Source organism: Pantoea sp. QMID4, from assembly GCF_030270445.1.
Lineage (GTDB): Bacteria > Pseudomonadota > Gammaproteobacteria > Enterobacterales > Enterobacteriaceae > Pantoea > Pantoea vagans.
The window spans coordinates 631,653-654,110 of record NZ_BSXL01000001.1 but is presented as its reverse complement, the minus strand read 5'-3'; the positions used below and the strand labels follow the sequence as shown (position 1 = coordinate 654,110).

The following is a 22,458-nucleotide window of genomic DNA, read 5'->3' as shown; positions in this document are numbered from 1 at the left end:
GCAGCAGAGCTGATGCTGGGGATTGTTCGCTGCGCGAATGGGCTGGCAGCAGAGCTGATGCTGTGAATTGTTCGCTGCGCGAACGGGCTGGCAGCAGAGCTGATGCTGGGGATTGTTCACTGCGCGAACGGGCTGGCAGCAGAGCTGATGCTGGGAATTGTTCACTGCGCGAACGGGCTGGCAGCAGAGCTGATGCTGGGAATTGTTCGCTGCGCGAATGGGCTGGCAGCAGAGCTGATGCTGGGAATTGTTCACTGCGCGAACGGGCTGGCAGCAGAGCTGATGCTGGGATTGTTCGCTGCGCGAATGGGCTCTGAGAAGGGTTTCGTTCGCCTGATCAGTTGGGCAGTTTCAGACACGCCTCTGCAGGCGACCGACAAGGGGCGCCAGTCGCCGCGCCCCTTGACCCCCGGATCCGGCCTGCTTCACCGCCGCTTCGCGGTCCCTTCGCTTCTTCCGGATTTCTCACGGACCGGCAGGACGCGCCATCCCTGGCGCGAACCCGCCTTTCCGCGACATCCCTGTCGCTCGTCCTGAAACCCCTCATCCGCTCAGCGGTTCTGATGGCCTCCCTGACCCCCTGCTGTTATCTCTTCTTATTGTGTTGGGTACTTTATCGCTGTGGTTTTTCAGGATTGCCTCTGGCTTCATGCTCAGCAGCCAGAATGGCCTTACACCCTATCCGCGGTAATCACGTCTTCTTCGGGCACTGAGATTGTAGCGGTGAGTTTACGTAATTGGCTTTGGCTTTCAGTCCAGCAGACAACACACCATCTGAAAACAAAGAAGGTATTACAGACGGGGGTTTGGGAGAGGCATCCGAAGCGCTGAGGAACAATCGGAGGCCAGGATGAGCCGACAGGACGTCGGTGAAAGGACGGTTCGCGCCAGGGATGGCGCGTCCGGACGGTCCGTCGGCCGCAGGGCGTGACGAAGGCACCCCGCACAGCGGGGCGCGCAGGCTGCCGGACGCCGGGATTGTTAAGGGGCGGGCGTCTGCCCCTTAACGCGTCCGCCTGCACGGGCAACCTGAAACTCCCTACCGCCTGGCGGGCGTAACCTTCTCATAGCAAGCCCGCTGCAAAGCGAAACCTGTTCAAAGCCAGCCCGCTGCAAAGCGAAACTTGCCCGCCGCGAGGCATTAATCAGGCACTTAACCACCCAAGCTTAATCACAAACAGAATCGACAGAATCACCAGCGCTGCATTCACCTCTTTCGCGCGACCGCTCAACAGCTTCACCAGCGTCCAGGTAATGAAACCAAACGCGATGCCGTTAGCGATGGAATAGGTCAGCGGCATGGTCAGCGCAGTCACGGTGACCGGCGCGGCCGTGGTGATATCTTTCCAGTCGATATCTGCCAGTCCCGATGCCATCAATACCGCCACAAACAGCAGCGCAGGCGCAGTAGCGTAAACCGGCACGCTGGAGGCCAGCGGCGAGAAGAACAGCGCCAGCAGGAACAGCACACCCACCACGATCGCGGTCAGTCCGGTACGGCCACCGGCACTCACGCCCGCCGCCGATTCCACATAACTGGTGGTGGTGGAGGTGCCAAGTAGTGAACCAAACAGTGCAGCCGCACTGTCGGCAATCAGCGCACGACCCATCTTCGGGACATTGCCCTGCTCATCCGCCAGACCGGCACGTTTAGTCACGCCCAGCAGCGTGCCGGTGTTATCAAACACATCGACAAACAGGAAGGCAAAAATCACGCTGATCAGGCCGACGTTAAATGCCCCGGCAATATCCAGCTGCAGGAAGGTCGGTGCGATGGATGGCGGCGCAGAGAAGACACCGGCAAACGGCGACAGACCGATGCCCATCGAGATAAAGGTCACCAGCAGAATACCGATCAGCACTGCACCCGTGACGCGACGCGCTTCCAGCACCACGATCACTACAAAACCAAGCATCGCCAGCAGCGGACCCGGTTTGGTCAGATCGCCAATGCCCACCAGCGTCGCCGGGTTATCGACCACAATGCCCGCCCCTTCCAGCGCAATAATCGCCAGGAACAGCCCGATACCTGCTCCAATCCCGGCGCGCAGCGGCAGCGGAATACTGGCAATAATCCACTCGCGGATTTTAAACAGCGACATCGCGAAGAAAATAACCGCGGAGAGAAACACTGCGCCCAGCGCAACCTGCCACGTGTAGCCCATGTGCAGCACCACGGTATAGGTGAAGAAGGCGTTCAGTCCCATGCCGGGTGCCAGCGCGATCGGGTAGTTGGCGATCAGCCCCATCAGCACGCAGCCAATCGCCGCCGCCAGACAGGTCGCGACAAACACCGCGCCTTTATCCATGCCGGTTGCGCCCAGAATGCTCGGGTTCACAAACAGAATATAGGCCATCGCCAGGAAGGTGGTTATCCCGGCGATAATCTCGGTACGAACCGTGGTGTTATGCGCTTTGAGTTTGAATAGTTTTTCTAACATCATCATCTCTCGATACAGGAGACAGCCGTCTCTCTTGCCAAAGGGGTTTGCATGCTGATTATTCTGTTTCCGGGACATGGATGCCGGCCGCTGCATACCTGCGTGCCAGAACCGCCTGAAATCCCTGCGTTACCCACTGCCCGAAGCAATTGCCATGCCATCTGCCGACGCAATCGATTACCTGGCAGAGCCGGACACGCCTAAGAAGATTCCGAATCAAAACAGGGCGCGATTATGGTGCAATGCACCGATCCCGCGCAATCGTTTTCCTGCGGCAAATCAGTAACCGCCAAAAACTCTGCGCCAGCGCACGCTTCCGCACTCTCACAGGCGAAGCTGGTCACGTTTCAGCACGCTGCCTCAGCAACCGTTTCTGGCCTGTGTAAACTCCAGAATTAACTCTTTCGTAACATTGAGGCCGCGCCATGAAGCCAGCGATTCTGGTGGTGGATGATGATCCTGCTGTCTGCGACGTCCTGCAGGATGCGTTAAGTGAGCATCTGTTAACGGTCTACCGCTGTCATCAGGGACGCGAAGCGTTATCGATGTTCAGCGAGCACCCGGAGATTTCGCTGGTAATGCTGGATATGATGCTGCCCGATACCAATGGGCTGCTGGTGTTGCAGCAGCTCCAGCGTCAGCGACCCGAAGTGCTGGTGATTATGCTGACCGGTATGGGCTCCGAAGCGGAGATGGTGGTGGGTCTGGAGATGGGCGCAGACGACTACATCGCCAAGCCTTTTAATCCCCGCGTGGTGGTGGCCCGCGCCCGGGCAGCCCTGCGTCGCAGCGGGCGTATCGTACAGGCCGATTCAGAACAGGCGGGCTGGCGTTTTGGCGGCTGGCAACTCGATGACGGCCGCTGCCAGCTTATTAATCCGCAGCGCGAACTGGTACCGCTGACTCAGGGAGAATACAGCCTGCTGCGCGCGCTGGTGCGTCACGCTCGTAAGGTGCTGACCCGCGATCAGCTGCTGGAACTGACCCACAGTGAAAGTCTCGATGTGTTTGACCGCACCATCGACGTGCTGATCATGCGACTGCGCCGTAAAATTGAAACCAACCCGCATCAGCCTGACCTGATCCGCACCATTCGCGGGCTGGGTTACGTGTTTTCGGCTGATGTGATGAAACCGGAAACCGCACCTCGCGCCAGCCAGATCGCCTGAATGTCCTTTCAGGCAGCGAAAAGGCTGCACGCACATTACAGCCTGTCAATAAGCGGGTCCAAAGCCGGGTCAGGGGAGTAGATCCTGAAGCCGTTTTTTCCCGCTTTCTTTTGCAGATACATAGCCTGATCCGCTGAACTTAAAAGTTCTTCAGGGCTGACACCATGGTGCGGAAAAATTGCCGCTCCAACTGTAATACCAAACCTGACACAGGCTTTTTTAAACACAACCTTTCGGTTGATCTCCGTCAGAATGTTGTTGGCAAAACCTGTAAGTTCACCAGAGTGTGAGTAGTGCATGACAACTGCAAACTCATCGCCGCCCAGACGCGAAAGGAAATAACGATCAGGACTCACTCTTTTCAGCTCTGAACTGAAGTGCTGAATCGCTTTGTCCCCCGCGGCATGCCCAAGGGAATCATTAATGTTTTTAAAATTGTCCAGGTCAATATAAAGCACCGCAAACTTACTTTTCTCTTTTTTTGCAGTAACAACCTTTTTTTTCAGAAACTTATGAAATGTTCTTCGATTGGCGAGTCCACTCAGCACATCATATTCACTGAGAAACTTCAGTCTTTCCTCAGCTTTAACCTGCTCAGTGATGTTGCGGGAGATACAGAGTATGCAGGCCGTTTTGCCCTCAGGGTCAGGCACCGGCGTTAACATATTGTCCCAGTGAACGATCTCACCGTCGTCAGTGTGGCTCATTCCGCGAAATCCTGCCCACTGACCGCTCTGCGCCTTACGCAGAGCGACCTTTCCCCGGTGGTGGACCGACACCGGCAGCAAAGAGAGCCAGTCCATACCAAATTCTGTCTCGTCGCAGTCAACACCAAGCGCTTCACAGCCCGCTCTATTCATGAATAAAATGCGACCATCACTGTGAATAAGTTTAATGCAATCCACACTAATGTTGAGCATATCATTGAGTATTAGGACTTTTTTTCACTATTTAAATCCTGATAAGAGAAAGGATCGGCGAGTTTGGTTATCATAGCGACGCCTCGTAACAGCATTTTTCTGAGACATTACGCTGAAAATACCAGGGCGATCTACAGATAAAAGCGCATTTTTGACCCATTTAATCTATTTGGAGATAAACAACCTTCGCACCCAACCCGTTTAAACTTCATGACAAAACTCTGTTTATTCAGGCGGCACTAAAAAAAGTGCCACCTTCGCGGCTATTTCACCGTCCAGCCCTGATAGCTGCCGATATTATTACGATCGATCAGTTTCACCGGGATCAGCACCGGCTTATCCGGCGCGGGTTTGCCCTGCAGGATGTCATAACCAATCTCAACCGCTTTAGCCGCCATCACCTGCGGGTCCTGGGCGGGCGTGGCGACAAACAGCGAGTTTCTACGTTTCAGCGCCTCTTCCCCATCCGGCGATCCATCGACGCCCACGATAAAGAATTCGCTGCGCTGCGCCTGTTTCGCGGCTAAGTCCGCGCCAATCGCGGTCGGGTCGTTGATGGCAAACACGGCGTCAATTTTCGGGTTAGCCGAGAGCAGACCGGTCATCACTTCCAGTCCGCCTTCACGACTGCCTTTGGCGTTCTGGTTGTACGAGAGCAGCTTGATGTCCGGATGGGTTTTCAGCTCGTTCATACAGCCTTCAACACGGTTCTGTACGGCTGAAACCGGCGGTCCGTTGATGATGACCACGTTGCCTTTGTTCTTCAGGCGGTCAGAGATATATTTACAGGCCATCGCGCCCGCCTCGGTGTTATCGGAGGTGATGGTCGCATTGGCGCCATCGGCGGCCACGTCGACCGCCACCACCACGATACCGGCGTCACGCGCCCGCTTCACTGCCGGAGCGATCCCTTTGGAGTCGGCGGCGTTGAGGATAATCATGTCGACTTTGGCCGCAATAAAGTTATCAATCTGGCCGACCTGCTGACCGAGATCGTAGCCGCTGGAGACCAGCGTCACGTTGACTTTGTCGCCCGCCAGCTGACGCGCCTTCATTTCTGCGCCTTTAGTGATCTGCACAAAGAAGGGATTAGCCAGATCGCCGACCGTCACGCCGATAGATTTAAGTTCTTTTGCCTGAGCCAGACCGGTGCTGAACAGCGTCGCCGCCAGCAGCCCGGTTACAATCGGATTAAAACGCATAGACCTTCTCCTGCTGTTTTCAAGGTGCCAACCGCTTAATGGCGTTTTTTTGGGTGGCGGAGGCGACACGGCGCATCCGCCCTGTAGAGTCTCAGCTCACATGATGACGGGTGCGGTATTTGTCGATCAGCACCGCGATGATGATCACCGCGCCCTTAATCACCAGCTGCCAGAAATAGGAGACGCCCATCAGCGTCATGCCGTTATTCAGCGTGGCGATAATCAGTGCGCCAATCAGGGTGCCGGTGATGGTGCCGATGCCGCCGACAAAACTGGTGCCGCCGAGGATTACCGCCGCAATCGCATCCAGCTCATAGCCGACGCCGAGGTTGCCGTTGGCGCTGTAGAGCCGCGAGGCGCTCATTAAGCCGCCCAGCCCCGACAGCAAGCCGCTCATGCCGTAGACAAACAGCAGCACCATGCCAACCTTGATGCCGGTAAGACGTGCCGCCTGGATGTTGCCGCCGACCGCGTAAATATGTACGCCCAGCGTGGTGCGACGCAGGATGAACCAGCAGATGGCGATCACCGCAAAAGCAATCACAATCAGCCACGGCACCGGGCCGAGATAGCCGTTGCCGATCCACTCAAAGTTAATATCGGAGTTAATCACCGTGGTGCCGTTCGCCAGCAGATAAGCCGCTCCGCGCAGCGCGGTGTAGGTGCCGAGCGTGACAATAAAGGGCGGTAATCCGGCCCAGGCGACCAGGATGCCGTTGAACAGCCCCATCACCAGCCCCGCGCCCAACGCCATCGGAATGGTCAGGGAGGCGAGCATCGGATCCAGCGACGCTACCAGTGCAACCACTGCCGTGGTGCCCAGCATCGACCCTACCGACAGGTCGATGCCGCCGGTCAGAATGACAAAGGTCATGCCCGCCGCCAGCACGATATTGATCGACGCCTGGCGGGTAATATTGAGCAGGTTCGCTTCGGTAAAGAAGTTCGGCGTAACGAAACCAAATACCGCCACGATCAGGATCAGAATCGGCAGAATACCCACCGTTTGCAGCAAATCACCCATCAGGGCGCGTTTCAGCGTCGGCGCGTTAGTGCGGGCCAGTTGTGACATGGTGGTCTCCTCAGATTTCGCCTGCTGACGTGCTGTGCGCACCGGTTGCCAGCGTCATAATGTTTTCCTGACTGATGTGGCTGCCCTCCAGTTCACCGACGAGGGTGCCTTCGTGCATCACGTAAACGCGGTCGCTCATGCCGACCACTTCCGGCAGTTCGCTGGAGATCATTAAAATCGCCACACCCTGCCGCGCCATCTCCTGCATCATGCGGTAAATCTCGCTTTTCGCGCCGACGTCGACGCCGCGCGTCGGCTCATCAAGGATCAGGATGCGCGGGCCAATCGCTACCCAGCGCGAGATCAGCAGCTTCTGCTGGTTGCCGCCTGACAGGCCGCCCGCCCGGACCTGAGCGTGCGGTACACGAATATTGAGGGAGGCGATCGCCTCCGTAGCGATGGTCTGTCCTTTGCGGCGGTTGAGCATCCCGTAACTGGCATCGCGCTCCAGCGTCGCCATCACGATGTTCTCCTGCGCTGCCATCTCCAGAAACAGCCCCTGCTCTTTGCGGTTCTCGGTGAGGAAACCGATGCCGCGCGCAATCGCATCGCGCGGGGAATGAATGGTGACCTTCTCGCCGTCGATCCAGATCTCACCCTCTTTCGGCTTATTCACGCCAAAGATCAACTGTGCCAGTTCGCTGCGCCCCGCACCCACCAGCCCGGCCAGGCCTACAATTTCGCCGGCCCGCACCGCCAGACTGCTGGGATGCACTTTGCCACCGTCGGTCAGATGATTCACCGCCAGCCGGATGTCGCCCATAGGGATCCCGCGGTCTTTGTTAAACAGGTCGCTGAGCGGCCGCCCGACCATCATCCGCACCAGTTCGCTGGCGTTAAGCTGGTCACGCGTCAGGCTGCCCACATACTCCCCGTCCCGCAGCACGCTGACGCGATCGGACAGCTCATAGACTTCCGCCATGCGGTGACTGATGTAGATGATCGCCATGCCTTCGCTGCGCAGCCGTTTGATCAGCGCGAACAGCTGTTCGGTTTCGCGGTTAGAGAGCGCGGCGGTCGGCTCATCCATCACCAGAATGCGGCTGTTGCGCTGCAGCGCGCGGGCGATTTCGACCTGCTGCTGCTCGGCGATGCTCAGCCGGCTGACAAGATCCCAGGCGCTAAACTGCGCGCCGAGCCGGTCAATCACCCGCTGCGCCTCTTCGGCCATCTGCCGCCGCTTCACCAGCCCGCCGGGGGCGATTTCGCTGCCGAGAAAAATGTTCTCCGCCACCGTCAGGTTGGGAGCCAGGTTGATCTCCTGATAAATCAGAGTGATCCCGGCAGCCAGCGCCTCTTTCGGCCCTTTGAGGGCGTACGGCTTACCTTCAATGAAAATCTCCCCGCTGCTGGCGGTATAAGCACCGGCCAGAATCTTCATCAGTGTGCTTTTACCCGCGCCGTTCTCTCCCATCAGCGCATGAACCTCGCCCGGATACACCGTGAGATCGACGCCCTTCAGGGCATAAAAATGGCCGAAGCGCCGGGTAATGCCCCGCATTTCCAGTATCGGTGTGGCTGTCATCGCCCTGCTCCTGCGGACTGTGGATAGCCGCCAGTTAAGCAACGCCAGATAAACGGAAAATGTCAGCGGCCATTCATATTTGTCATAAATGCCCGACGTCACGCTCCTATACTCGGCCCACGGTTGCCGTGAAGAAGAGGTCGTGAGATGCAGCACAGTTATCCGTGGCAGGCCGGGGCGCGTGGCCGCCTGTTGATGTTCAATCTGCTGGTGGTGTTGGTCACACTGATGGTGAGCGTGGTGGCGATCGTCGGCTTTCGTCACGCCGGGGCGATTCAGGAGCAGGCGCAGGCGCAGACGCTGGCGGATATGAATGGCAGCCTGGCGCTGGCACGTGACACCGCCAACGTGGCGACGGCGGCCGTGCGGCTGTCGCAGGTGGTCGGGGCGCTGGAGTATCAGAGCGAATCACAGCGGCTGCAGCAGAATCAGCAGGCATTACAGCAGTCGCTGAGCCTGCTGGCGAGTGCGCCGCTGGCGGCCCGTCAGCCGGAGCGCATCGCCCGCATCCGCGCCCGCAGCCTGATGCTGGAACAGACCATTAACAGCCTGCTGCTGAACAGCCATCAGCGGCATCTGCAGCGCAACAACATGCTGAGCGACCTGTGGCAGGCGCAGATTCTGCTCAGTCATATCGACCAGCGGGTGCAGCGGGAACAGCGGATAGTGCCGGATGCCGCACTGCGTGAGCAGACCGAACGACTGATCACCATCGCCATCCGTACGCCCTCGCCCATCGCCGTGATTGAGCAGCTTCAGCAGATCATGACGCAGTGGCACACGGTGCCGCTGACGGGTGTCACCGGCGAGCAGGTACAGCGGCTGCTGGTGACTCAGCAGCGCCTGCTGCCACTGGCGGAGGCGCTGGAGCAGAGCGACCTGGCGATCGCCTACGCCACCTACCGGATTAAAGCGCTGGTGGCGATGCTGAACGACGATATCAATGCGTCGGTGCAGCAGGTCGCGTGGCAGAGCGAAGCGCGCACCCAGGCCACCCATCACGAACTCGATTCGATCATCAGCTTTATCGCGCTGTTTGTGCTGCTGGCGCTGGCGATCACCGGCTATGCCGGGGTCTATATATACCGCAATCTCGGCTCCAGCCTGACGGCGATTGCCGGGGCGATGACGCGGCTGGCGCAGGGTGAGCAGAACGTCAGCGTGCCGGGGCTGCAACGGCGCGACGAGCTGGGCGAGCTGGCGCGGGCGTTTAACGTCTTCGCCCGCAATACCGCCTCGCTAGCCCACACCTCGCGGCTGCTGAAAGAGAAGAGCAATCAGCTGGAGTCTACGTTTCTGGCGATGCGCGACGGCTTTGCGCTGTTTGATCACCACGGGCAGCTGGTGGTGTGGAATGCCCGGTATGCGGAACTGCTCGACATTGCGCCGCGTAAGCTGCATCGCGGCGTCCATTATCAGCAGCTGCTGGCCCCGCTGGCGGTCGATCTGCACGATCCCGGTGAACCCCAGGAGATCCGGCTGGCCGATGGCCAGACGCTGGAGCTGCGCTTCAGTCCGATTCCGCGGCGCGGCATGGTCAATACCGTGCTGGACCGGACCTCGCGCAAAACGCTGGAGGAGGCGCTGCAGCACAGCCAGAAGATGAAGGCGGTCGGCCAGCTGACCGGCGGTCTGGCACACGACTTCAACAATCTGCTGGCGGTGATTATCGGCAGTCTGGCCCTGACCGAAGGCCAGCTGATGCCCGGCCCGCTGGCCACCCGGATTGAGCGGGCGCGGCAGGCCGCCGATCGCGCCGCCCAGCTGACGCAGCGTCTGCTCGCGTTTTCACGCAAGCAGGCGCTCTATCCGCGCGCGGTGTCGGTGGTCACGCTGGTGGATAACCTGCAGGGACTGCTGCAGCACTCGCTGCTGCCGGGACAGCAGCTGATCATTGATGCGCAGCGCCCCGGCTGGCTGGCCTGGATTGATGCCAGCCAGCTGGAGAATGCGCTGATGAATCTGGTGGTGAACGCGCGTGATGCGATGCATCAGCAAAGCGGCGAAATCCGGCTGCGCATCCGGAATCAGCGCCAGCCGGAAGGGAACAAAAAACGTGACCGGGTCACAATTGAGGTGATTGATCACGGCTGCGGCATGTCGGCCGACGTTTGCGAGCAGGTTTTCGAGCCCTTCTTCACTACCAAAGCCACCGGCAGCGGCAGCGGACTGGGGCTGTCGATGGTTTACGGCTTTGTGCGACAGTCGGGCGGCCAGATCGAACTGGAAACTGCGCCGGGCCAGGGCACCACGGTGCGGCTGCTGTTACCACGCGCCACGGAAGCCGCTGCCACTGCCGTCATCGCCCCGCCACCGCCAAAACCCGCGGAGGCAGAGGCAGCGAACAACCGGCTGATACTGGTGCTTGATGATGAACCGGCGGTGCGCCAGACGCTGTGCGAGCATCTGCACCAGCTGGGGTATCTGACGCTGGAGTGCGGAGACGGTGAAGCGGCGCTGGCGCTGCTGCGCCAGACGCCCGATATTGACCTGCTGATCAGCGACCTGATGCTGCCCGGCGAGATCAATGGCGCGGAAGTGATCCGTCAGGCGCAGCAGAACTGGCCACATCTGGCGACGCTGCTGATCAGCGGTCAGGATCTGCGTCACCAGCCGGTGACGTTGCCGCTTTGCGAACGGCTGGCAAAACCCTGGCAGCCGGCGCAACTGGTGCAGGCGCTCCAGCGCGCCTGGCAGCGCAGCGAACGGCTTAATCGCGCGCAGCAGGCTGCCACAACGGCACCGGCTTGCCACTGATGTAGCGCTTGCGCAGGCGGCTGGATATCACATCCATCACCATGACCACCACCACCAGGATCAACGTCAGGAACATCACCACGTCCCAGTTCCACAGCCGCATGTTCTCGGCGTAGACCAGGCCAACGCCGCCCGCGCCGACAAAGCCCAGCACCGCCGCCGAGCGGGTGTTGGACTCAATCTGGTAAAGACTCAGCGCCAGGAACTGCGGGAATGACTGGGTGAAGATGCCGAACCGGTGTTTCTGCAGGCTGTTGGCGCCGACCGCGCCCAGCCCGCGACTGGGTGAGCGCTCCACCGCTTCGTGCCCTTCGGCATAAAGCTTACCGAGCAGTCCCACATCCTGCAGGATAATCGCCAGCACGCCGGCCAGCGGCCCCATACCCACCGCTCGTACAAATATCAGTCCCCAGATCGCCATATCGATACCGCGCAGCACATCGAACAGACGCCGCACAAGGAACGCCAGCGGCTTCGCGGCGCGATCGTGCATCACATTGCGCGCCGCCAGAAACGACAGCGGCAGCGCCAGCAGCGAGGCCGTCAGCGTCCCGGCAAACACAATCCCTAAAGTGATGCCAATCTGCGACAGGTAGTAGCTAAACGGCCAGTTCAGGAAGTCGTGCCAGACAAACATCCGCAGGAAATAGCGCCCCAGCTGCTGACACCCCATCAGCAGGCGGGACCACTCCAGGCCAAATACCGAGAAGAAAAAGAGGTAATAGAGCAGCACCGCCAGCGCCATCAGTCCGATGCGGCGCAGATAGCGCGGCTGTGCGGCGAACAGTTCATGATGCTGCTGCTTCAGCAGTGCGACATCCGGTGCGCGGCTTATCATGTCCGATCTCCTGTGACACGGCGACGAAGCTGGCCGGATAGCGTATCCAGCAGCGACACCACAATCAGGATAAGCAGCAGAGTAATGCTCACCTGATCGTAGCGGTCCAGTTTGATGTTGGTCATCAGCTCCTGACCGATGCCGCCCGCGCCAACCAGCCCGAGGATGGTGGAGGAGCGAAAGTTAATCTCCAGGCGCATAAAGCTGTAGGAGAGAAAGATCGGTTTCACCTGCGGCCAGAAGGCGAAACGCATCCGCTGCAGCTTACTGGCACCGCAGGCGGCCAGGCCACGCACCGGCTTATCCGATGCTGACTCAATCGCCTCGTAAAACAGCTTGGTCAGGCTGCCCACGGTGTGCAGCGCCAGTGCCAGAAAGCCGGGGATCGCGCCGATGCCAAACGCCATGACAAACATCACCGCCCAGGCCAGTTCCGGCATGGTGCGCAGAAAGGCAACAAAGGCGCGAATCGTCATCCGCACGCTGACCGGCGTCTGGGTATTGTCGGCGGCGAAAAAGGCCAGCACTGCTGCCAGGGCGACGGCCACTAGCGTCGAGGCCAGCGCCAGCTGCAGCGTTTCCCAGATCAGCGGCAGCTGAATCGGCAGACGGTAGCCCCAGTAAGCCAGCGAGCCACTGGTTTTGCCGTCGGCAAACAGCAGCGGCAGATGCAGCACCGGCAGGATTTCATGCAGATAGTCGAAGAAGTGCGGCAGTGACTGCCAGACGGTAAGCAGATTAAATTCTGCCACCCTGCCCGCCGCCAGATAAAGCGCCACCAGCAGCAGTGACCAGAGCAGCGTGTCACGTTTCTGCTGGCGGCGGATGCGTTGGTAATAGTGTTCGAAGTCGGTCAAAGGGGAGTTCTCCGGCGTTAAAGCAGTGGGACGCCGGCGGGGCAGCCGCGTCCCGCCTTCCCCGCCTGAGCGGGGAAAGTCAGGGCGTCGTCGGCTTAGCCGCGGCTGCCTTTCATCAGGTCTCGTTTCATATCGATAATGCTTTTATAGTCAGCGACCGTCGCCTCACCGATATGCTGCTGGCCGCCCACCGCTTTCACGAAGCAGGCGTGATCTTCCTTATCCAGCTTTTTAATTGCCGACACCACTTTCGCTTTGAAGTCAGCGGGCAGCTTGTTGCTGACCAGCACCGGGCCGTTGGGGATCAGCGGCGACTGCCAGATAATGCGGATCTGCTTCATCAGGTCCGGATGGTCCATGCGGATCAGACGGCCAAATGCGCCAGAGGTGTAGCCGCTGTTGTAATCACCGACCAGTGAAGTCCAGGTGACCGCGCCATCAAACTGGTTGTTCAGCACGCCGAGAATGTCCTGCTCATGGCCGCCGGAGAAGGTCACGCTGGAAAAGGTGTTGTTATATTTGTCATCCACCGAGCCGCCGAACATTTTCTTAAATGCCTGGTTGGGCATCAGGAATCCGGAGGTCGAGTCGGGATCGGCCATCCCGAACGATTTGCCTTTCAGGTCTTCCAGTTTTTTGTACGGGCTGTCGGCTTTAACGATGACGACAGAGTGGTAGCCGCGTGACTGATCTTTGTCATCGACTACGATGCCGACGACATCCACCGCTTTCGGGTCCTGAATGTAGACCGAGGCAAACGAGGCCGGTGACATGCTCAGCACCATATCGATCTTGCCGCCCAGCAGGCCCTGAATCACGCCTGAATAGTCCGAGGCGTTACGCATCTGGGTATCCACACCCAGCTCTTTATCAAAGAAGGTCTTCACACACTGATTGTCGCCAATCTGCTGGGTGGCGTTCTGCCCGCCCAGAATCCCCAGATTAAGCTGTTTCGGCGCATCCGCTGCGCTGACGCCAAACGCCATGACAGGGGTCAGAAGTGCTAAAGAAGTCAGTTTCATTCGGAATTATTCTCTTGCTGTGGACGTTAATGGATTTGGTTAAGTTCATCGCCGTACAGCTGGTGCAGCAGGCTGTCGGTGAGTCGGGAAGGATGGCCATCAAACAGCACCACGCCGCGCTGAATACCAATTACCCGGGTGCAGTAGCTTTTTACCAGCTCAATCGAGTGCAGGTTGACCATGACGCTGATGCCCTGCTCGCTGACCTGACGCAGTACATCCATGATGCGTTTGGTATTTTTGGGGTCAAGCGATGCCACCGGCTCATCGGCCAGCAGGATTTTCGGGTTCTGCATCAGGGCGCGGCAGATCGCCACGCGCTGCATCTGTCCGCCTGAGAGGTTTTCCGCCCGCTGCAGCGCCTGCGGCAGCATGTTCATCCACTGCAGCAGTTCGATGGCGTGCGCCCGGTCCTCGTCAGAGAAGATTTTAAAGAAGGACTTCAGCGTCCCGGTCTGGCTCAGACGGCCCAGCAGCACGTTGGTCAGCACGTCGAGGCGCGGCACCAGACAGAAATCCTGAAAGATCATGCCGCACTGGCTGCGCCATTCGCGCATCTGGCGGCTGCTGAGCGAGACCACGTTACGATCGGCTTCGCCTTCATGCAGGCTGATAATCGCGCCCGACGTGGCGTTAATCGTGCCGTTGAGCATGTGCAGCAGGGTTGATTTACCCGCGCCCGAGCGGCCAATTACCGCCACCAGCTCGCCGGCGTGCAGGTCGAAACTGACCTGATCCAGCACCTGGGTGTCGCCATAGGCTTTACTCAGTTTCTTCACCGACAACACTTTTTGTCCGCTGAGGCTGGCCGGTGGTGCATCGTTATCGACCACCGTTTTCAGAAGTGCCTGTGCCATGCTGTTCTCCGTCATCGCTGATTGCGTCTGCCGGTTATTAAGGCGTGACGCGATGAACGCGGGATGACAGCGAGATGATCAAACCGTGACAGGCCAGGGCGCACCGCACAGCAGCGTCTGGCCATCACGGGCAGGCTGCACACCCTCCGGCAACGGATTTTCCGCTAACCAGTTATCCATTTCATGACTGAAGTGGGTCAGCCAGGTCTGACGCGGCTGAAGCAGCGCCGCAATCGCCAGCGCCCGGGTCACATCATTGTGATTACCTGCCTCTGCACGCGGCGGGTCGTTGCAGTCAATCACCAGCTGATCCAGCGGCTGGCCGCGCAGAAAGTCGGCGGTGTCGGGCGGCAGCCCGCAGGTGTCGCACAGCCAGGCGAGCCGGGTGTCGTGCCAGTCGAACAGATAGCCGTGCGTCAGCTTCGAGTGCTGCAGCGGCAGCGGCGTGACCTGCAGTTCACCAAAGGCGTGCGCCACAAACGGCGTTAAGCCGGGACGGAAATCGAGAAGGCCGGGATGTTTGTAAAGGTCGTCACAGCCGCGCGGATCGGGCGGCCCCCAGACCGGAATCGGTGCGCCCTTTCCCCAGCGCAGCGCAAACAGGCCCTGCACATGATCCATGTGATAATGGGTCAGCAGAATGCGCGTCAGGGTGCCAGGCGGAAAGCGCGACGCCAGCAGCGGCAGACCGGCATCCAGCAGGATGCGCTCGTGGCCGAACGCAATCAGCGCGCTGCAGGGCGCACGCGCATGGGCGCTGTTACGCTGCGCCCGCTGGCAGGCACGACAGTCGCAGCCCGGCAGTGGCGCGGCCGTCACCCCGCCGGTGCCGAGAAAAGTGAGTTTCATGGATGCATCTCCGGTTGCGGATGTCGCTGCCGGACGGTTTCCGCGGGTGCCAGGTGTCATTGATGCGCCTCCAGTATCTGGCGCAGCTGGCAGACAGTTTCCGCCAGCGCGCCGTCGTTGTTGAGGATAAGGCAGCCATCGGGCTGTGGCTGGTCGGCGCGCGCCAGCCGCCGGGCGATCTCCGCCTCATCTTCCCGTCCGCGCTGGCGCAGCCGCGCCGCCAGCACCGCGGGTGTCACCTGCAGACAGACCGGCAACAGCTGCGATCCAAACCGCGCCTGTGCCTGGGCCAGATGCAGCCGCGACCCGTTCACCACCACATTCTGCCCGCGCAGCAGCCATTGCTCGGTCTCACAGCCGATGCCGTAGCGGAAGCCGTGCGCCTGCCAGCTCACTGCAAACAGACCGAGTGCGGCACGACGCTTAAACTCCGTCTCAGTCAGCGCCACATGATTTTCACCGCCCGCATCGGCAGCGCGGGTGATGTAGCGATGCGCGATCAGCAGCCGGGGCGGCGGTGCCGCCCGCAGCGCATCCAGCAGGCTGTCCTTGCCGGAGCCGGAAGGCCCGGTGAGCCAGATCAGCCGCGCCATCAGTACACCTGCCGGCCTTTGCTCCAGACGTGCCGCACGTGCGGGTAGCCGTGGGCGGTGTGCGACAGCACCAGGTCGGCGCGGCAGCCTTCGGCGATGACGCCGCGATCGAATAGCCCTAACGCGCGGGCCGGGTTACAGGTCACCAGCGCGATCGCCTGCGCCATGCCAAGGCTGTTGCGCTCATCAGCCGCCAGCCGGAACGCCGCATCCAACAGGCTGGCCGGGTAATAGTCGGAGGAGAGAATATTCAGCAGCCCATGTGACGCCAGCTCCCAGGCGGCGACGTTGCCGGAGTGTGAGCCGCCGCGCACGATGTTGGGCGCACCCATCAGCACCTGCATGTTGCGATAGCGCGAGGCACGCGCCGCCTCCAGCGTGGTCGGAAACTCCGCGATGCGGCTGCCTGCCGCGTGAGATTCCTCCACGTGCGCCGCGGTAGCGTCATCGTGGCTGGCTATGGCGATGCCATGCTCCCGGCACAGTCCGGCAATCGCCTGACGATTAGGCTGCGACCACGCCGCCGCCAGGGTGAGCTGGTCATGTTCGAACTGGTCCATCTCGGCGTCGTTGAGCTGATATTTGCCCTGATAATATTCGCGATATTTGATCAGCGAGGCGTACTGACGCTGGCCCGGTGAATGGTCCATCAGCGACACCAGCGCCAGCTCCGGCGTGCCCATCAGCGCTTCAAATAGCGGCGCGGTAGTGGGATGCGGCAGTTCACAACGCAGATGCAGCAGGTGCTCGGCGCGGTTCAGCCCTTTGCGGTTGCTGTCGCGGATGGCGTCGATCATCTTGCTGAGGTTATCCAGCCGGTGCCCGCCGTCGCGCACATCACCGACGCCAATCGCGTCCAGCACGGTGGTAATCCCACTTGAGACCATCAGTGCATCGTGACTGCTCATCGCCGAATGGGCGGGCCAGTCCACTTTCGGCCGTGGCGTGAAAAATTTGTCGAGGTTATCGGTGTGCAGCTCCACCAGCCCCGGCAGCAGCCAGGCACCTTCGCCGTCCAGCGCACCGGGCTGCTGGCTGGTGGTTTCGCTGAAGCTGCTGATGCGCTCGTCGCGGAACTCCAGCGATCCGGTCACCACCTCGTTTTCCAGCACCAGTCTGACGTTATTGATAATCATGCCTGCACTCCTGTGTCGATCGGGTGCATCAGGTGCAGCCGATCGGCTACCCGCTCGCGCACCGCCCGATCGTGAAAAATACCGACGATGGCGGTACCCCGGGCGCGCGCCTGTTCAATCAGGCTCACTACCGCCGCGCTGTTGACGCTGTCGAGCGAGGCGGTGGGTTCATCCAGCAGCAGCACCGGATAGTCGGCGATAAAGCCGCGTGCGATATTCACCCGCTGCTGCTCACCGCCGGAAAAGGTGGACGGGGCCAGCGACCAGAGACGCGGCGGCACATTCAGTCGGGTCAGCAGTTCGGCGGCCCGCGCTTCGCAGATTTCGCGATCCACGCCGCGCTCCAGCAGCGGCTGCATCACAATCTCCAGCGTCGGCACGCGCGGGATCACCCGCAGAAACTGGCTCACCCAGCCCAGCGTGTCGCGACGCAGGGCGATGATCTGCCGGGCGGCGGCCTGCGCCATATCGATCCACTCGCCCTGATGGGCAATCCGGATGTGGCCGCTGTCGGGCTGATAGTTACCATAAAGCGCGCGCAGCAGCGTGGATTTGCCGCTGCCGGACTGACCGTGCAGCACCACACATTCGCCCTCGCCCACCGTCAGGCTGGCGTTGTGCAGCACCGGCAGCGCCGCGCCATTCTGGTTGTGCAGCACAAAGGTTTTACACAGATTCTCTACCCGCAGGCGCGGAGTGATAGTCGTCATTTAATTGAGCACCGAAGAGACCAGCAGTTGAGTGTAAGGATGATGAGGATCGTCCAGCACGCGGTCGGTCAGACCGCTCTCCACCACCCGCCCCTGTTTCATCACCAGCAGGCGATGCGCCAGCAGGCGCGCCACGCCGAGATCGTGGGTGACAATCACCACCGCCAGATTCAGCTCGCGCACCAGCGTTCGCAGCAGATCCAGCAGACGCGCCTGCACCGACACATCCAGCCCGCCGGTCGGCTCATCCATAAACATCAGCTGCGGCTGCGTCACCAGGTTGCGGGCAATCTGCAGACGCTGCTGCATCCCGCCGGAAAAGGTGGTCGGCAGATCGTCGATGCGCCCGGCGTCTATCTCTACCGCCTGTAACCAGCGGCTCGCCTCAGCGCGGATGTCGCCATAGTGGCGCTGTCCGGTTGCCATCAGCCGTTCGCCGATGTTGCCGCCCGCGCTGACCTGCGAACGCAGCCCATCCATCGGATGCTGATGCACCACGCCCCACTCGGTGCGCAGCAGGCGGCGGCGATCGCTTTCACTCATCTGATAGAGGTCACGATTCTGATAAAGAATGCTGCCCTGCTGCGGCGTCAGACGCGCCGACAGGCTCTGCAGCAGCGTGGTTTTACCGGAGCCGGACTCGCCGACAATCCCCAGCACTTCGCCGGGCCAGAGATCAAAACTGACCTGCTCAAACCCTTTGCCCGGCGCATAAAGATGGGTGAGCTGGTTCACCGCAAGCAGCGGCTGTTCACTGTGCATGTTGCTGTTCCTGCTGCTGATGGCAAAAGTCGGTGTCGGAGCAGACAAACATCCGCGTTCCCTGATCGTCCATCACCACCTCATCGAGATAGCTGTGGCGCGAGCCGCACAGCGCACAGGGTTCATCCCACTGCTGCACCGTGAACGGGTGATCGTCGAAGTCGAGGCTCTCCACGCGAGTGTAAGGCGGCAAGGCGTAGATACGCTTTTCACGCCCGGCACCAAACAGCTGCAGCGCGGGCATCATGTGCATCTTCGGGTTGTCGAATTTGGGAATGGGCGACGGATCCATCACGTAGCGCTCGTTGACCCGAACCGGATAGGCGTAAGTGGTGGCGATATGACCGTAGCGGGCGATATCCTCATACAGCTTCACCTGCATGATGCCGTACTCCTCCAGCGCATGCAGAGTGCGGGTCTCGGTTTCACGCGGCTCGATAAAACGCAGCGGCTCGGGAATCGGCACCTGAAATATCAGGATCTGATCCTCTTCCAGCGGCGTTTCCGGAATGCGGTGCCGGGTCTGGATCAGGGTGGCATCGGCGGTGCGCACGGTGGTGGCTGCGCCGCTGACCCGCTTAAAGAACTGGCGGATCGACACGGCATTGGTGGTGTCATCAGCACCCTGATCGATCACCTTGAGCACATCCTGATCGCCAATCACGCTGGCAGTGATCTGAATGCCGCCGGTGCCCCAGCCGTAAGGCATCGGCATCTCGCGTCCCGCAAATGGCACCTGATAGCCGGGGATCGCCACCGCTTTGAGGATGGCGCGACGGATGGTGCGTTTGGTCTGCTCGTCGAGATAGCCGTTGTTATAGCCGGTGAGTTCAGCCATGGTTGCGCTCCTGATAATCGTGCTGCAGTTGTTTCAGCAATTCCAGCTCGGCCTGGAAATCGACGTAGTGCGGCAGCTTGAGGTGCGAGACAAAGCCTGCGGCTTCGACATTGTCGGCGTGCGACAGCACAAACTCTTCATCCTGCGCCGGACTGGTCACGCGCTCATTCTGCTCGCGGCTTTGCAGCGCCCGGTCCACCAGCGCCATCGCCATCGCTTTGCGTTCGGCGCGGCCAAACACCAGCCCGTAGCCACGGGTAAACTGCGGCGCAGCGTCATCGCTGTGGGCGACGCCGTTGACCATTTCACACTCCGTCAGCAGCAGTTCCCCGATCTCCAGCTCAAAACCCAGCTCTTCGGGACAGATGCTGACGCTGAGATAGCCGGTGCGGATCTCGCCAGCAAACGGATGGGTACGGCCATAGCCGCGCTGGGTCGAATAGCCCAGCGCCAGCAGAAACCCTTCGTCGCCGCGTACCAGCTGTTGCAGCCGTGCGGCGCGTGAGGCGGGAAAACTCACTGGTTCGCGGGTGATATCAACCGGTTCGCTGCCGTCATCCACCTCGCCAGCAGCCAGCCCTTCCTCAGTCATCATGCTGAACATGTGCGGGCAGTGGTCAGGCATCGGGTAATCGTCACGGGGCGCAGCGGGTATTTCGCCGTTAGCCAGCAGAGTGAAGTCGAGCAGACGATGACTGTAGTCATAGGTTGGCCCCAGTACCTGGCCGCCCGGCAGATCTTTGTAGACCGCCGAGATACGGCGTTCGATACGCATCGCACCGGTCGCCAGCGGCGTGCTCTCCGCCAGTCGTGGCAATGTGGTGCGATAGGCGCGCAGCAGAAAGATCGCCTCGACCAGATCGCCGCTGGCCTGCTTGATCGCCAGCGCCGCCAGTTCCGGATCGTATATTCCGCCTTCGGTCATGACCCGATCCACCGCCAGCCCCAGCTGCTGCACCACCTGATCGCAGCCAAGTTCCGCTACTGCCCTTTCGCCGCGTCGCAGATCGGCCTGCAACTGGTGGGCATTTGAAATGGCTTTCTCGCCCCCTTTCACCGCGACATACATCAGCACACCTCCACAACAGTGGTGCGCGGCACGGCCATCATCGCTTCGCCACAGGTGAAGATCAGATCCACGCCCTGCGGGAAGGGATGCGGACGGGTGCGCAGATATTCCAGTACGCTTTCCGGCAGCTGTGGCGCAATGGCGCGGGTTTCCCGCAGGCCAGGGCCGGAGAGACGCAGCGTTAATCCGCCATTCAGCGACGGTACTTCGATGATCAGCGTGGTGCTTTTTTCCGGCGACATATTGTCACCTGCCGCGAACTGCGTGGGATCCGGCTGCGCCGCCGCATGACTCAGGGCGAACGGGGCATCCTGCTGGGTGGTGATGGGCGCGCCAGTATGGAAGCGCAGATTATTGCGCAGCTGTTCGTTATCGATGTGCGCATCCAGCCAGACCGGGCTTTCCTGATCGACCAGCGTCAGCAGCAGCGCCGTCGCCGCCGGTGACAGCGCGCCCCAGCCCTGCTGCAGCGGCAGCGAGACCATCACGCCCGGCTCGCTCATCGCTTTCAGAATGCGGCGAAATGCACGCTGCGCATCCGCGACCGGATGGTTAAAACTTGCCAGTAATGTCATCAGTTATCTCCGCGAACCAGCGTAAAGAAATCCACTTTGCTGCTGGCGATTTCACGAGCGCGCAACTGTCGCTGCTCATCGCGCCACGCCGCCAGCGGGGTAATAATCCTCTCTTCCAGCAGGGGCCGGATTTCCGGCTGCTGCAGCAATGCATCCAGCAGAGCGCAGCGTTCGGCATGGCCTTTGTCGCGCCCCAGCAGATAGCTGTAACCCAGGGTGCCGTCACCCAGTTGCACCACCGCACGCGTCACCGTGGCATCGCCCATCACAAAGCGTTTGCCGGTGGCCCCCATCCGCGCCTGTAACCGCGTCAGTCCGATCTCTGCCGGACGAACAAGGGTGAATTCCGGCTGGAGGTTAAGCGCCTGCCAGTGCTGTTCAAGCAGGGTGGCGCTGCTGTGCGCCAGTACCGACAACCAGCGCTGACGATCTGTTTGCTGTTCCATTAGTGCTCCAGAGTCAGTTCAATCATGTCACCGCGCGTCAGGCTGACGGAATATTCCGCCAGTGCGCCATCACTGGTTTTGTTCAGGGTCCGCACGCAGAGCAGCGGCGCATGCAGCGCGATATCCAGCTGACGGCACTCTTTGGCCTGCGCCCGGCGGGTGCTGATACGCGTCTGGGTGCGCACCAGCTGTTTGCCGGTGTGCTCAACTAAGAAGTCGTGCAGCGACCCGCTGTTAAATTGCTGCAGCTGTGGCCACCAGCTGAGGTCGGCGAGGAAATGGTTGATCAGGCAGAGCGGCACGCCGTTGGCGCGGCGCAGGGTGCGCAGATGAATAACGTTGTCGCCCTCTTTTACGCCCAGCGCACTGGCAACGTCGCTGCTGGCCGGACGCAATACCGCCAGCAGCCGTTCGCTGGTCGGGTGACTGCCCTGCTCCATCAGGTTCTGGCTAAAGCGTGCCTGCGCATGCAGCGGATAGTCATACGGGCGCATCAGCACCAGAATGCCAACGCCATGACGGCGCTGCAGCAGCCCTTTGTGCACCAGCTCATCGACGGCCCGGCGCAGCGTGTGGCGGTTCACCTCATAGTGATCGGCCAGCTGTTGTTCGGAAGGAAGATAGTCGCCACAGCGGTAGCGCTCTTTCAGCGCCTGCTCCAGTTGCGCGGCAACGGCCTGATAAACAGTGGTCGGATGTCTGGATAACTCCATCACGATGAAATCCTCACGGGTTACAGAGTGGGAACGCAGTGATTAGACGCTGCGGGATGGGATTAGCCTGAGGGACGTAGATGACAGAACGGTGACGCGGGGGTGAA

At 60.5% G+C, this 22,458-nt stretch carries 22 protein-coding genes; 3 read left to right on the top strand and 19 right to left on the bottom strand.

Annotated elements, in window-relative coordinates; genetic code table 11:
- Positions 1–102 precede the first annotated feature (102 nt).
- Positions 103–537, top strand: a complete 435-nt coding sequence (locus QSK07_RS02865) for a hypothetical protein (protein WP_285720394.1) — start codon at positions 103–105, stop codon at positions 535–537.
- A gap of 608 nt (positions 538–1,145) precedes the next feature.
- On the opposite strand, the gene QSK07_RS02860 is transcribed toward QSK07_RS02865, so the two are convergent.
- Entirely contained in the window at positions 1,146–2,444 is a 1,299-nt protein-coding gene (locus QSK07_RS02860; RefSeq protein WP_197042348.1) for an NCS2 family permease, read from the bottom strand.
- A 422-nt stretch (positions 2,445–2,866) separates the two neighbouring features.
- Between QSK07_RS02860 and QSK07_RS02855 the strand changes: the two genes are divergently transcribed.
- Complete coding sequence (locus tag QSK07_RS02855; RefSeq protein ID WP_285720393.1) at positions 2,867–3,610, top strand: response regulator; 744 nt, start codon at positions 2,867–2,869, stop codon at positions 3,608–3,610.
- Positions 3,611–3,645: 35 nt separating this feature from the next.
- On the opposite strand, the gene QSK07_RS02850 is transcribed toward QSK07_RS02855, so the two are convergent.
- From QSK07_RS02850 to QSK07_RS02835, 4 genes are all read right to left on the bottom strand, one after another.
- Entirely contained in the window at positions 3,646–4,530 is an 885-nt protein-coding gene (locus tag QSK07_RS02850) for a GGDEF domain-containing protein (RefSeq protein ID WP_285720392.1), read from the bottom strand.
- A gap of 263 nt (positions 4,531–4,793) precedes the next feature.
- Positions 4,794–5,732 (bottom strand): ABC transporter substrate-binding protein, encoded by a 939-nt coding sequence (locus QSK07_RS02845; protein WP_098052965.1) that lies wholly within the window; start codon positions 5,730–5,732, stop codon positions 4,794–4,796.
- 91 nt (positions 5,733–5,823) lie between these two features.
- Positions 5,824–6,804, bottom strand: coding sequence for an ABC transporter permease subunit (locus QSK07_RS02840; RefSeq protein WP_285720391.1), 981 nt, complete (start codon positions 6,802–6,804; stop codon positions 5,824–5,826).
- Positions 6,805–6,814: 10 nt separating this feature from the next.
- Positions 6,815–8,329, bottom strand: coding sequence for a sugar ABC transporter ATP-binding protein (locus tag QSK07_RS02835; protein WP_285720390.1), 1,515 nt, complete (start codon positions 8,327–8,329; stop codon positions 6,815–6,817).
- 147 nt (positions 8,330–8,476) lie between these two features.
- On the opposite strand from QSK07_RS02835, the gene QSK07_RS02830 reads away from it, so the two are divergent.
- Positions 8,477–11,086, top strand: coding sequence for an ATP-binding protein (locus tag QSK07_RS02830; protein ID WP_285720389.1), 2,610 nt, complete (start codon positions 8,477–8,479; stop codon positions 11,084–11,086).
- On the opposite strand, the gene phnE (QSK07_RS02825) is transcribed toward QSK07_RS02830, so the two are convergent.
- The 14 genes from phnE (QSK07_RS02825) to phnF all read right to left on the bottom strand — a co-directional run bounded on the left by phnE (QSK07_RS02825) (position 11,040) and on the right by phnF (position 22,351).
- Positions 11,040–11,924, bottom strand: a complete 885-nt coding sequence (phnE, locus tag QSK07_RS02825) for a phosphonate ABC transporter, permease protein PhnE (protein WP_285720388.1) — start codon at positions 11,922–11,924, stop codon at positions 11,040–11,042. The genes QSK07_RS02830 and phnE (QSK07_RS02825) overlap by 47 nt on opposite strands.
- A complete protein-coding gene (gene phnE, locus QSK07_RS02820; RefSeq protein ID WP_161736005.1) occupies positions 11,921–12,781 on the bottom strand; it encodes a phosphonate ABC transporter, permease protein PhnE in 861 nt (286 codons plus the stop codon). Before phnE (QSK07_RS02820) ends, phnE (QSK07_RS02825) begins: the two co-directional genes overlap by 4 nt.
- A gap of 95 nt (positions 12,782–12,876) precedes the next feature.
- Complete coding sequence (gene phnD, locus QSK07_RS02815) at positions 12,877–13,803, bottom strand: phosphonate ABC transporter substrate-binding protein (RefSeq protein ID WP_098052960.1); 927 nt, start codon at positions 13,801–13,803, stop codon at positions 12,877–12,879.
- Between the two features lie 26 nt (positions 13,804–13,829).
- The gene (phnC, locus tag QSK07_RS02810; RefSeq protein WP_285720387.1) at positions 13,830–14,660 is read right to left on the bottom strand and encodes a phosphonate ABC transporter ATP-binding protein; all 831 of its coding nucleotides are present in this window, start codon (positions 14,658–14,660) and stop codon (positions 13,830–13,832) included.
- Between the two features lie 78 nt (positions 14,661–14,738).
- Complete coding sequence (gene phnP, locus QSK07_RS02805; protein ID WP_285720386.1) at positions 14,739–15,509, bottom strand: phosphonate metabolism protein PhnP; 771 nt, start codon at positions 15,507–15,509, stop codon at positions 14,739–14,741.
- A gap of 56 nt (positions 15,510–15,565) precedes the next feature.
- Positions 15,566–16,102: a ribose 1,5-bisphosphokinase gene (gene phnN / locus QSK07_RS02800; RefSeq protein ID WP_285720385.1), complete on the bottom strand. Its 537-nt coding sequence runs from the start codon at positions 16,100–16,102 to the stop codon at positions 15,566–15,568.
- Positions 16,102–17,238, bottom strand: coding sequence for an alpha-D-ribose 1-methylphosphonate 5-triphosphate diphosphatase (gene phnM, locus QSK07_RS02795; protein ID WP_098052956.1), 1,137 nt, complete (start codon positions 17,236–17,238; stop codon positions 16,102–16,104). Before phnM ends, phnN begins: the two co-directional genes overlap by 1 nt.
- A complete protein-coding gene (phnL, locus tag QSK07_RS02790) occupies positions 17,235–17,948 on the bottom strand; it encodes a phosphonate C-P lyase system protein PhnL (RefSeq protein WP_285720384.1) in 714 nt (237 codons plus the stop codon). Before phnL ends, phnM begins: the two co-directional genes overlap by 4 nt.
- Positions 17,949–18,710: a phosphonate C-P lyase system protein PhnK gene (phnK, locus tag QSK07_RS02785; RefSeq protein WP_013358336.1), complete on the bottom strand. Its 762-nt coding sequence runs from the start codon at positions 18,708–18,710 to the stop codon at positions 17,949–17,951.
- Positions 18,700–19,548, bottom strand: a complete 849-nt coding sequence (locus tag QSK07_RS02780) for an alpha-D-ribose 1-methylphosphonate 5-phosphate C-P-lyase PhnJ (protein WP_285720383.1) — start codon at positions 19,546–19,548, stop codon at positions 18,700–18,702. The genes phnK and QSK07_RS02780 overlap by 11 nt, the downstream gene beginning before the upstream one ends.
- Positions 19,541–20,617 (bottom strand): carbon-phosphorus lyase complex subunit, encoded by a 1,077-nt coding sequence (locus tag QSK07_RS02775; RefSeq protein WP_285720382.1) that lies wholly within the window; start codon positions 20,615–20,617, stop codon positions 19,541–19,543. The genes QSK07_RS02780 and QSK07_RS02775 overlap by 8 nt, the downstream gene beginning before the upstream one ends.
- Positions 20,617–21,192, bottom strand: a complete 576-nt coding sequence (gene phnH / locus QSK07_RS02770; protein ID WP_098052951.1) for a phosphonate C-P lyase system protein PhnH — start codon at positions 21,190–21,192, stop codon at positions 20,617–20,619. The genes QSK07_RS02775 and phnH overlap by 1 nt, the downstream gene beginning before the upstream one ends.
- A complete protein-coding gene (phnG, locus tag QSK07_RS02765) occupies positions 21,192–21,638 on the bottom strand; it encodes a phosphonate C-P lyase system protein PhnG (RefSeq protein WP_098052950.1) in 447 nt (148 codons plus the stop codon). The genes phnH and phnG overlap by 1 nt, the downstream gene beginning before the upstream one ends.
- Positions 21,638–22,351, bottom strand: a complete 714-nt coding sequence (gene phnF, locus QSK07_RS02760) for a phosphonate metabolism transcriptional regulator PhnF (RefSeq protein WP_098052949.1) — start codon at positions 22,349–22,351, stop codon at positions 21,638–21,640. The genes phnG and phnF overlap by 1 nt, the downstream gene beginning before the upstream one ends.
- Between the last annotated feature and the right edge of the window lie 107 nt (positions 22,352–22,458).

Coding starts and splice junctions, on each gene's coding strand:
- phnK (WP_013358336.1), bottom strand. CDS start 18,710: ATGCACAGTGAACAGCCGCTGCTTGCGGTGAACCAGCTCACCCATCTT.
- QSK07_RS02865 (WP_285720394.1), top strand. CDS start 103: ATGCTGGGGATTGTTCACTGCGCGAACGGGCTGGCAGCAGAGCTGATG.
- phnL (WP_285720384.1), bottom strand. CDS start 17,948: ATGACGACTATCACTCCGCGCCTGCGGGTAGAGAATCTGTGTAAAACC.
- phnN (WP_285720385.1), bottom strand. CDS start 16,102: ATGGCGCGGCTGATCTGGCTCACCGGGCCTTCCGGCTCCGGCAAGGAC.
- QSK07_RS02830 (WP_285720389.1), top strand. CDS start 8,477: ATGCAGCACAGTTATCCGTGGCAGGCCGGGGCGCGTGGCCGCCTGTTG.
- phnH (WP_098052951.1), bottom strand. CDS start 21,192: ATGACATTACTGGCAAGTTTTAACCATCCGGTCGCGGATGCGCAGCGT.
- QSK07_RS02840 (WP_285720391.1), bottom strand. CDS start 6,804: ATGTCACAACTGGCCCGCACTAACGCGCCGACGCTGAAACGCGCCCTG.
- phnF (WP_098052949.1), bottom strand. CDS start 22,351: ATGGAGTTATCCAGACATCCGACCACTGTTTATCAGGCCGTTGCCGCG.
- phnM (WP_098052956.1), bottom strand. CDS start 17,238: ATGATTATCAATAACGTCAGACTGGTGCTGGAAAACGAGGTGGTGACC.
- phnG (WP_098052950.1), bottom strand. CDS start 21,638: ATGGAACAGCAAACAGATCGTCAGCGCTGGTTGTCGGTACTGGCGCAC.
- QSK07_RS02860 (WP_197042348.1), bottom strand. CDS start 2,444: ATGATGTTAGAAAAACTATTCAAACTCAAAGCGCATAACACCACGGTT.
- QSK07_RS02835 (WP_285720390.1), bottom strand. CDS start 8,329: ATGACAGCCACACCGATACTGGAAATGCGGGGCATTACCCGGCGCTTC.
- QSK07_RS02855 (WP_285720393.1), top strand. CDS start 2,867: ATGAAGCCAGCGATTCTGGTGGTGGATGATGATCCTGCTGTCTGCGAC.
- phnE (WP_285720388.1), bottom strand. CDS start 11,924: ATGATAAGCCGCGCACCGGATGTCGCACTGCTGAAGCAGCAGCATCAT.
- phnD (WP_098052960.1), bottom strand. CDS start 13,803: ATGAAACTGACTTCTTTAGCACTTCTGACCCCTGTCATGGCGTTTGGC.
- phnC (WP_285720387.1), bottom strand. CDS start 14,660: ATGGCACAGGCACTTCTGAAAACGGTGGTCGATAACGATGCACCACCG.
- phnP (WP_285720386.1), bottom strand. CDS start 15,509: ATGAAACTCACTTTTCTCGGCACCGGCGGGGTGACGGCCGCGCCACTG.
- QSK07_RS02845 (WP_098052965.1), bottom strand. CDS start 5,732: ATGCGTTTTAATCCGATTGTAACCGGGCTGCTGGCGGCGACGCTGTTC.
- QSK07_RS02775 (WP_285720382.1), bottom strand. CDS start 20,617: ATGTATGTCGCGGTGAAAGGGGGCGAGAAAGCCATTTCAAATGCCCAC.
- QSK07_RS02850 (WP_285720392.1), bottom strand. CDS start 4,530: ATGCTCAACATTAGTGTGGATTGCATTAAACTTATTCACAGTGATGGT.
- QSK07_RS02780 (WP_285720383.1), bottom strand. CDS start 19,548: ATGGCTGAACTCACCGGCTATAACAACGGCTATCTCGACGAGCAGACC.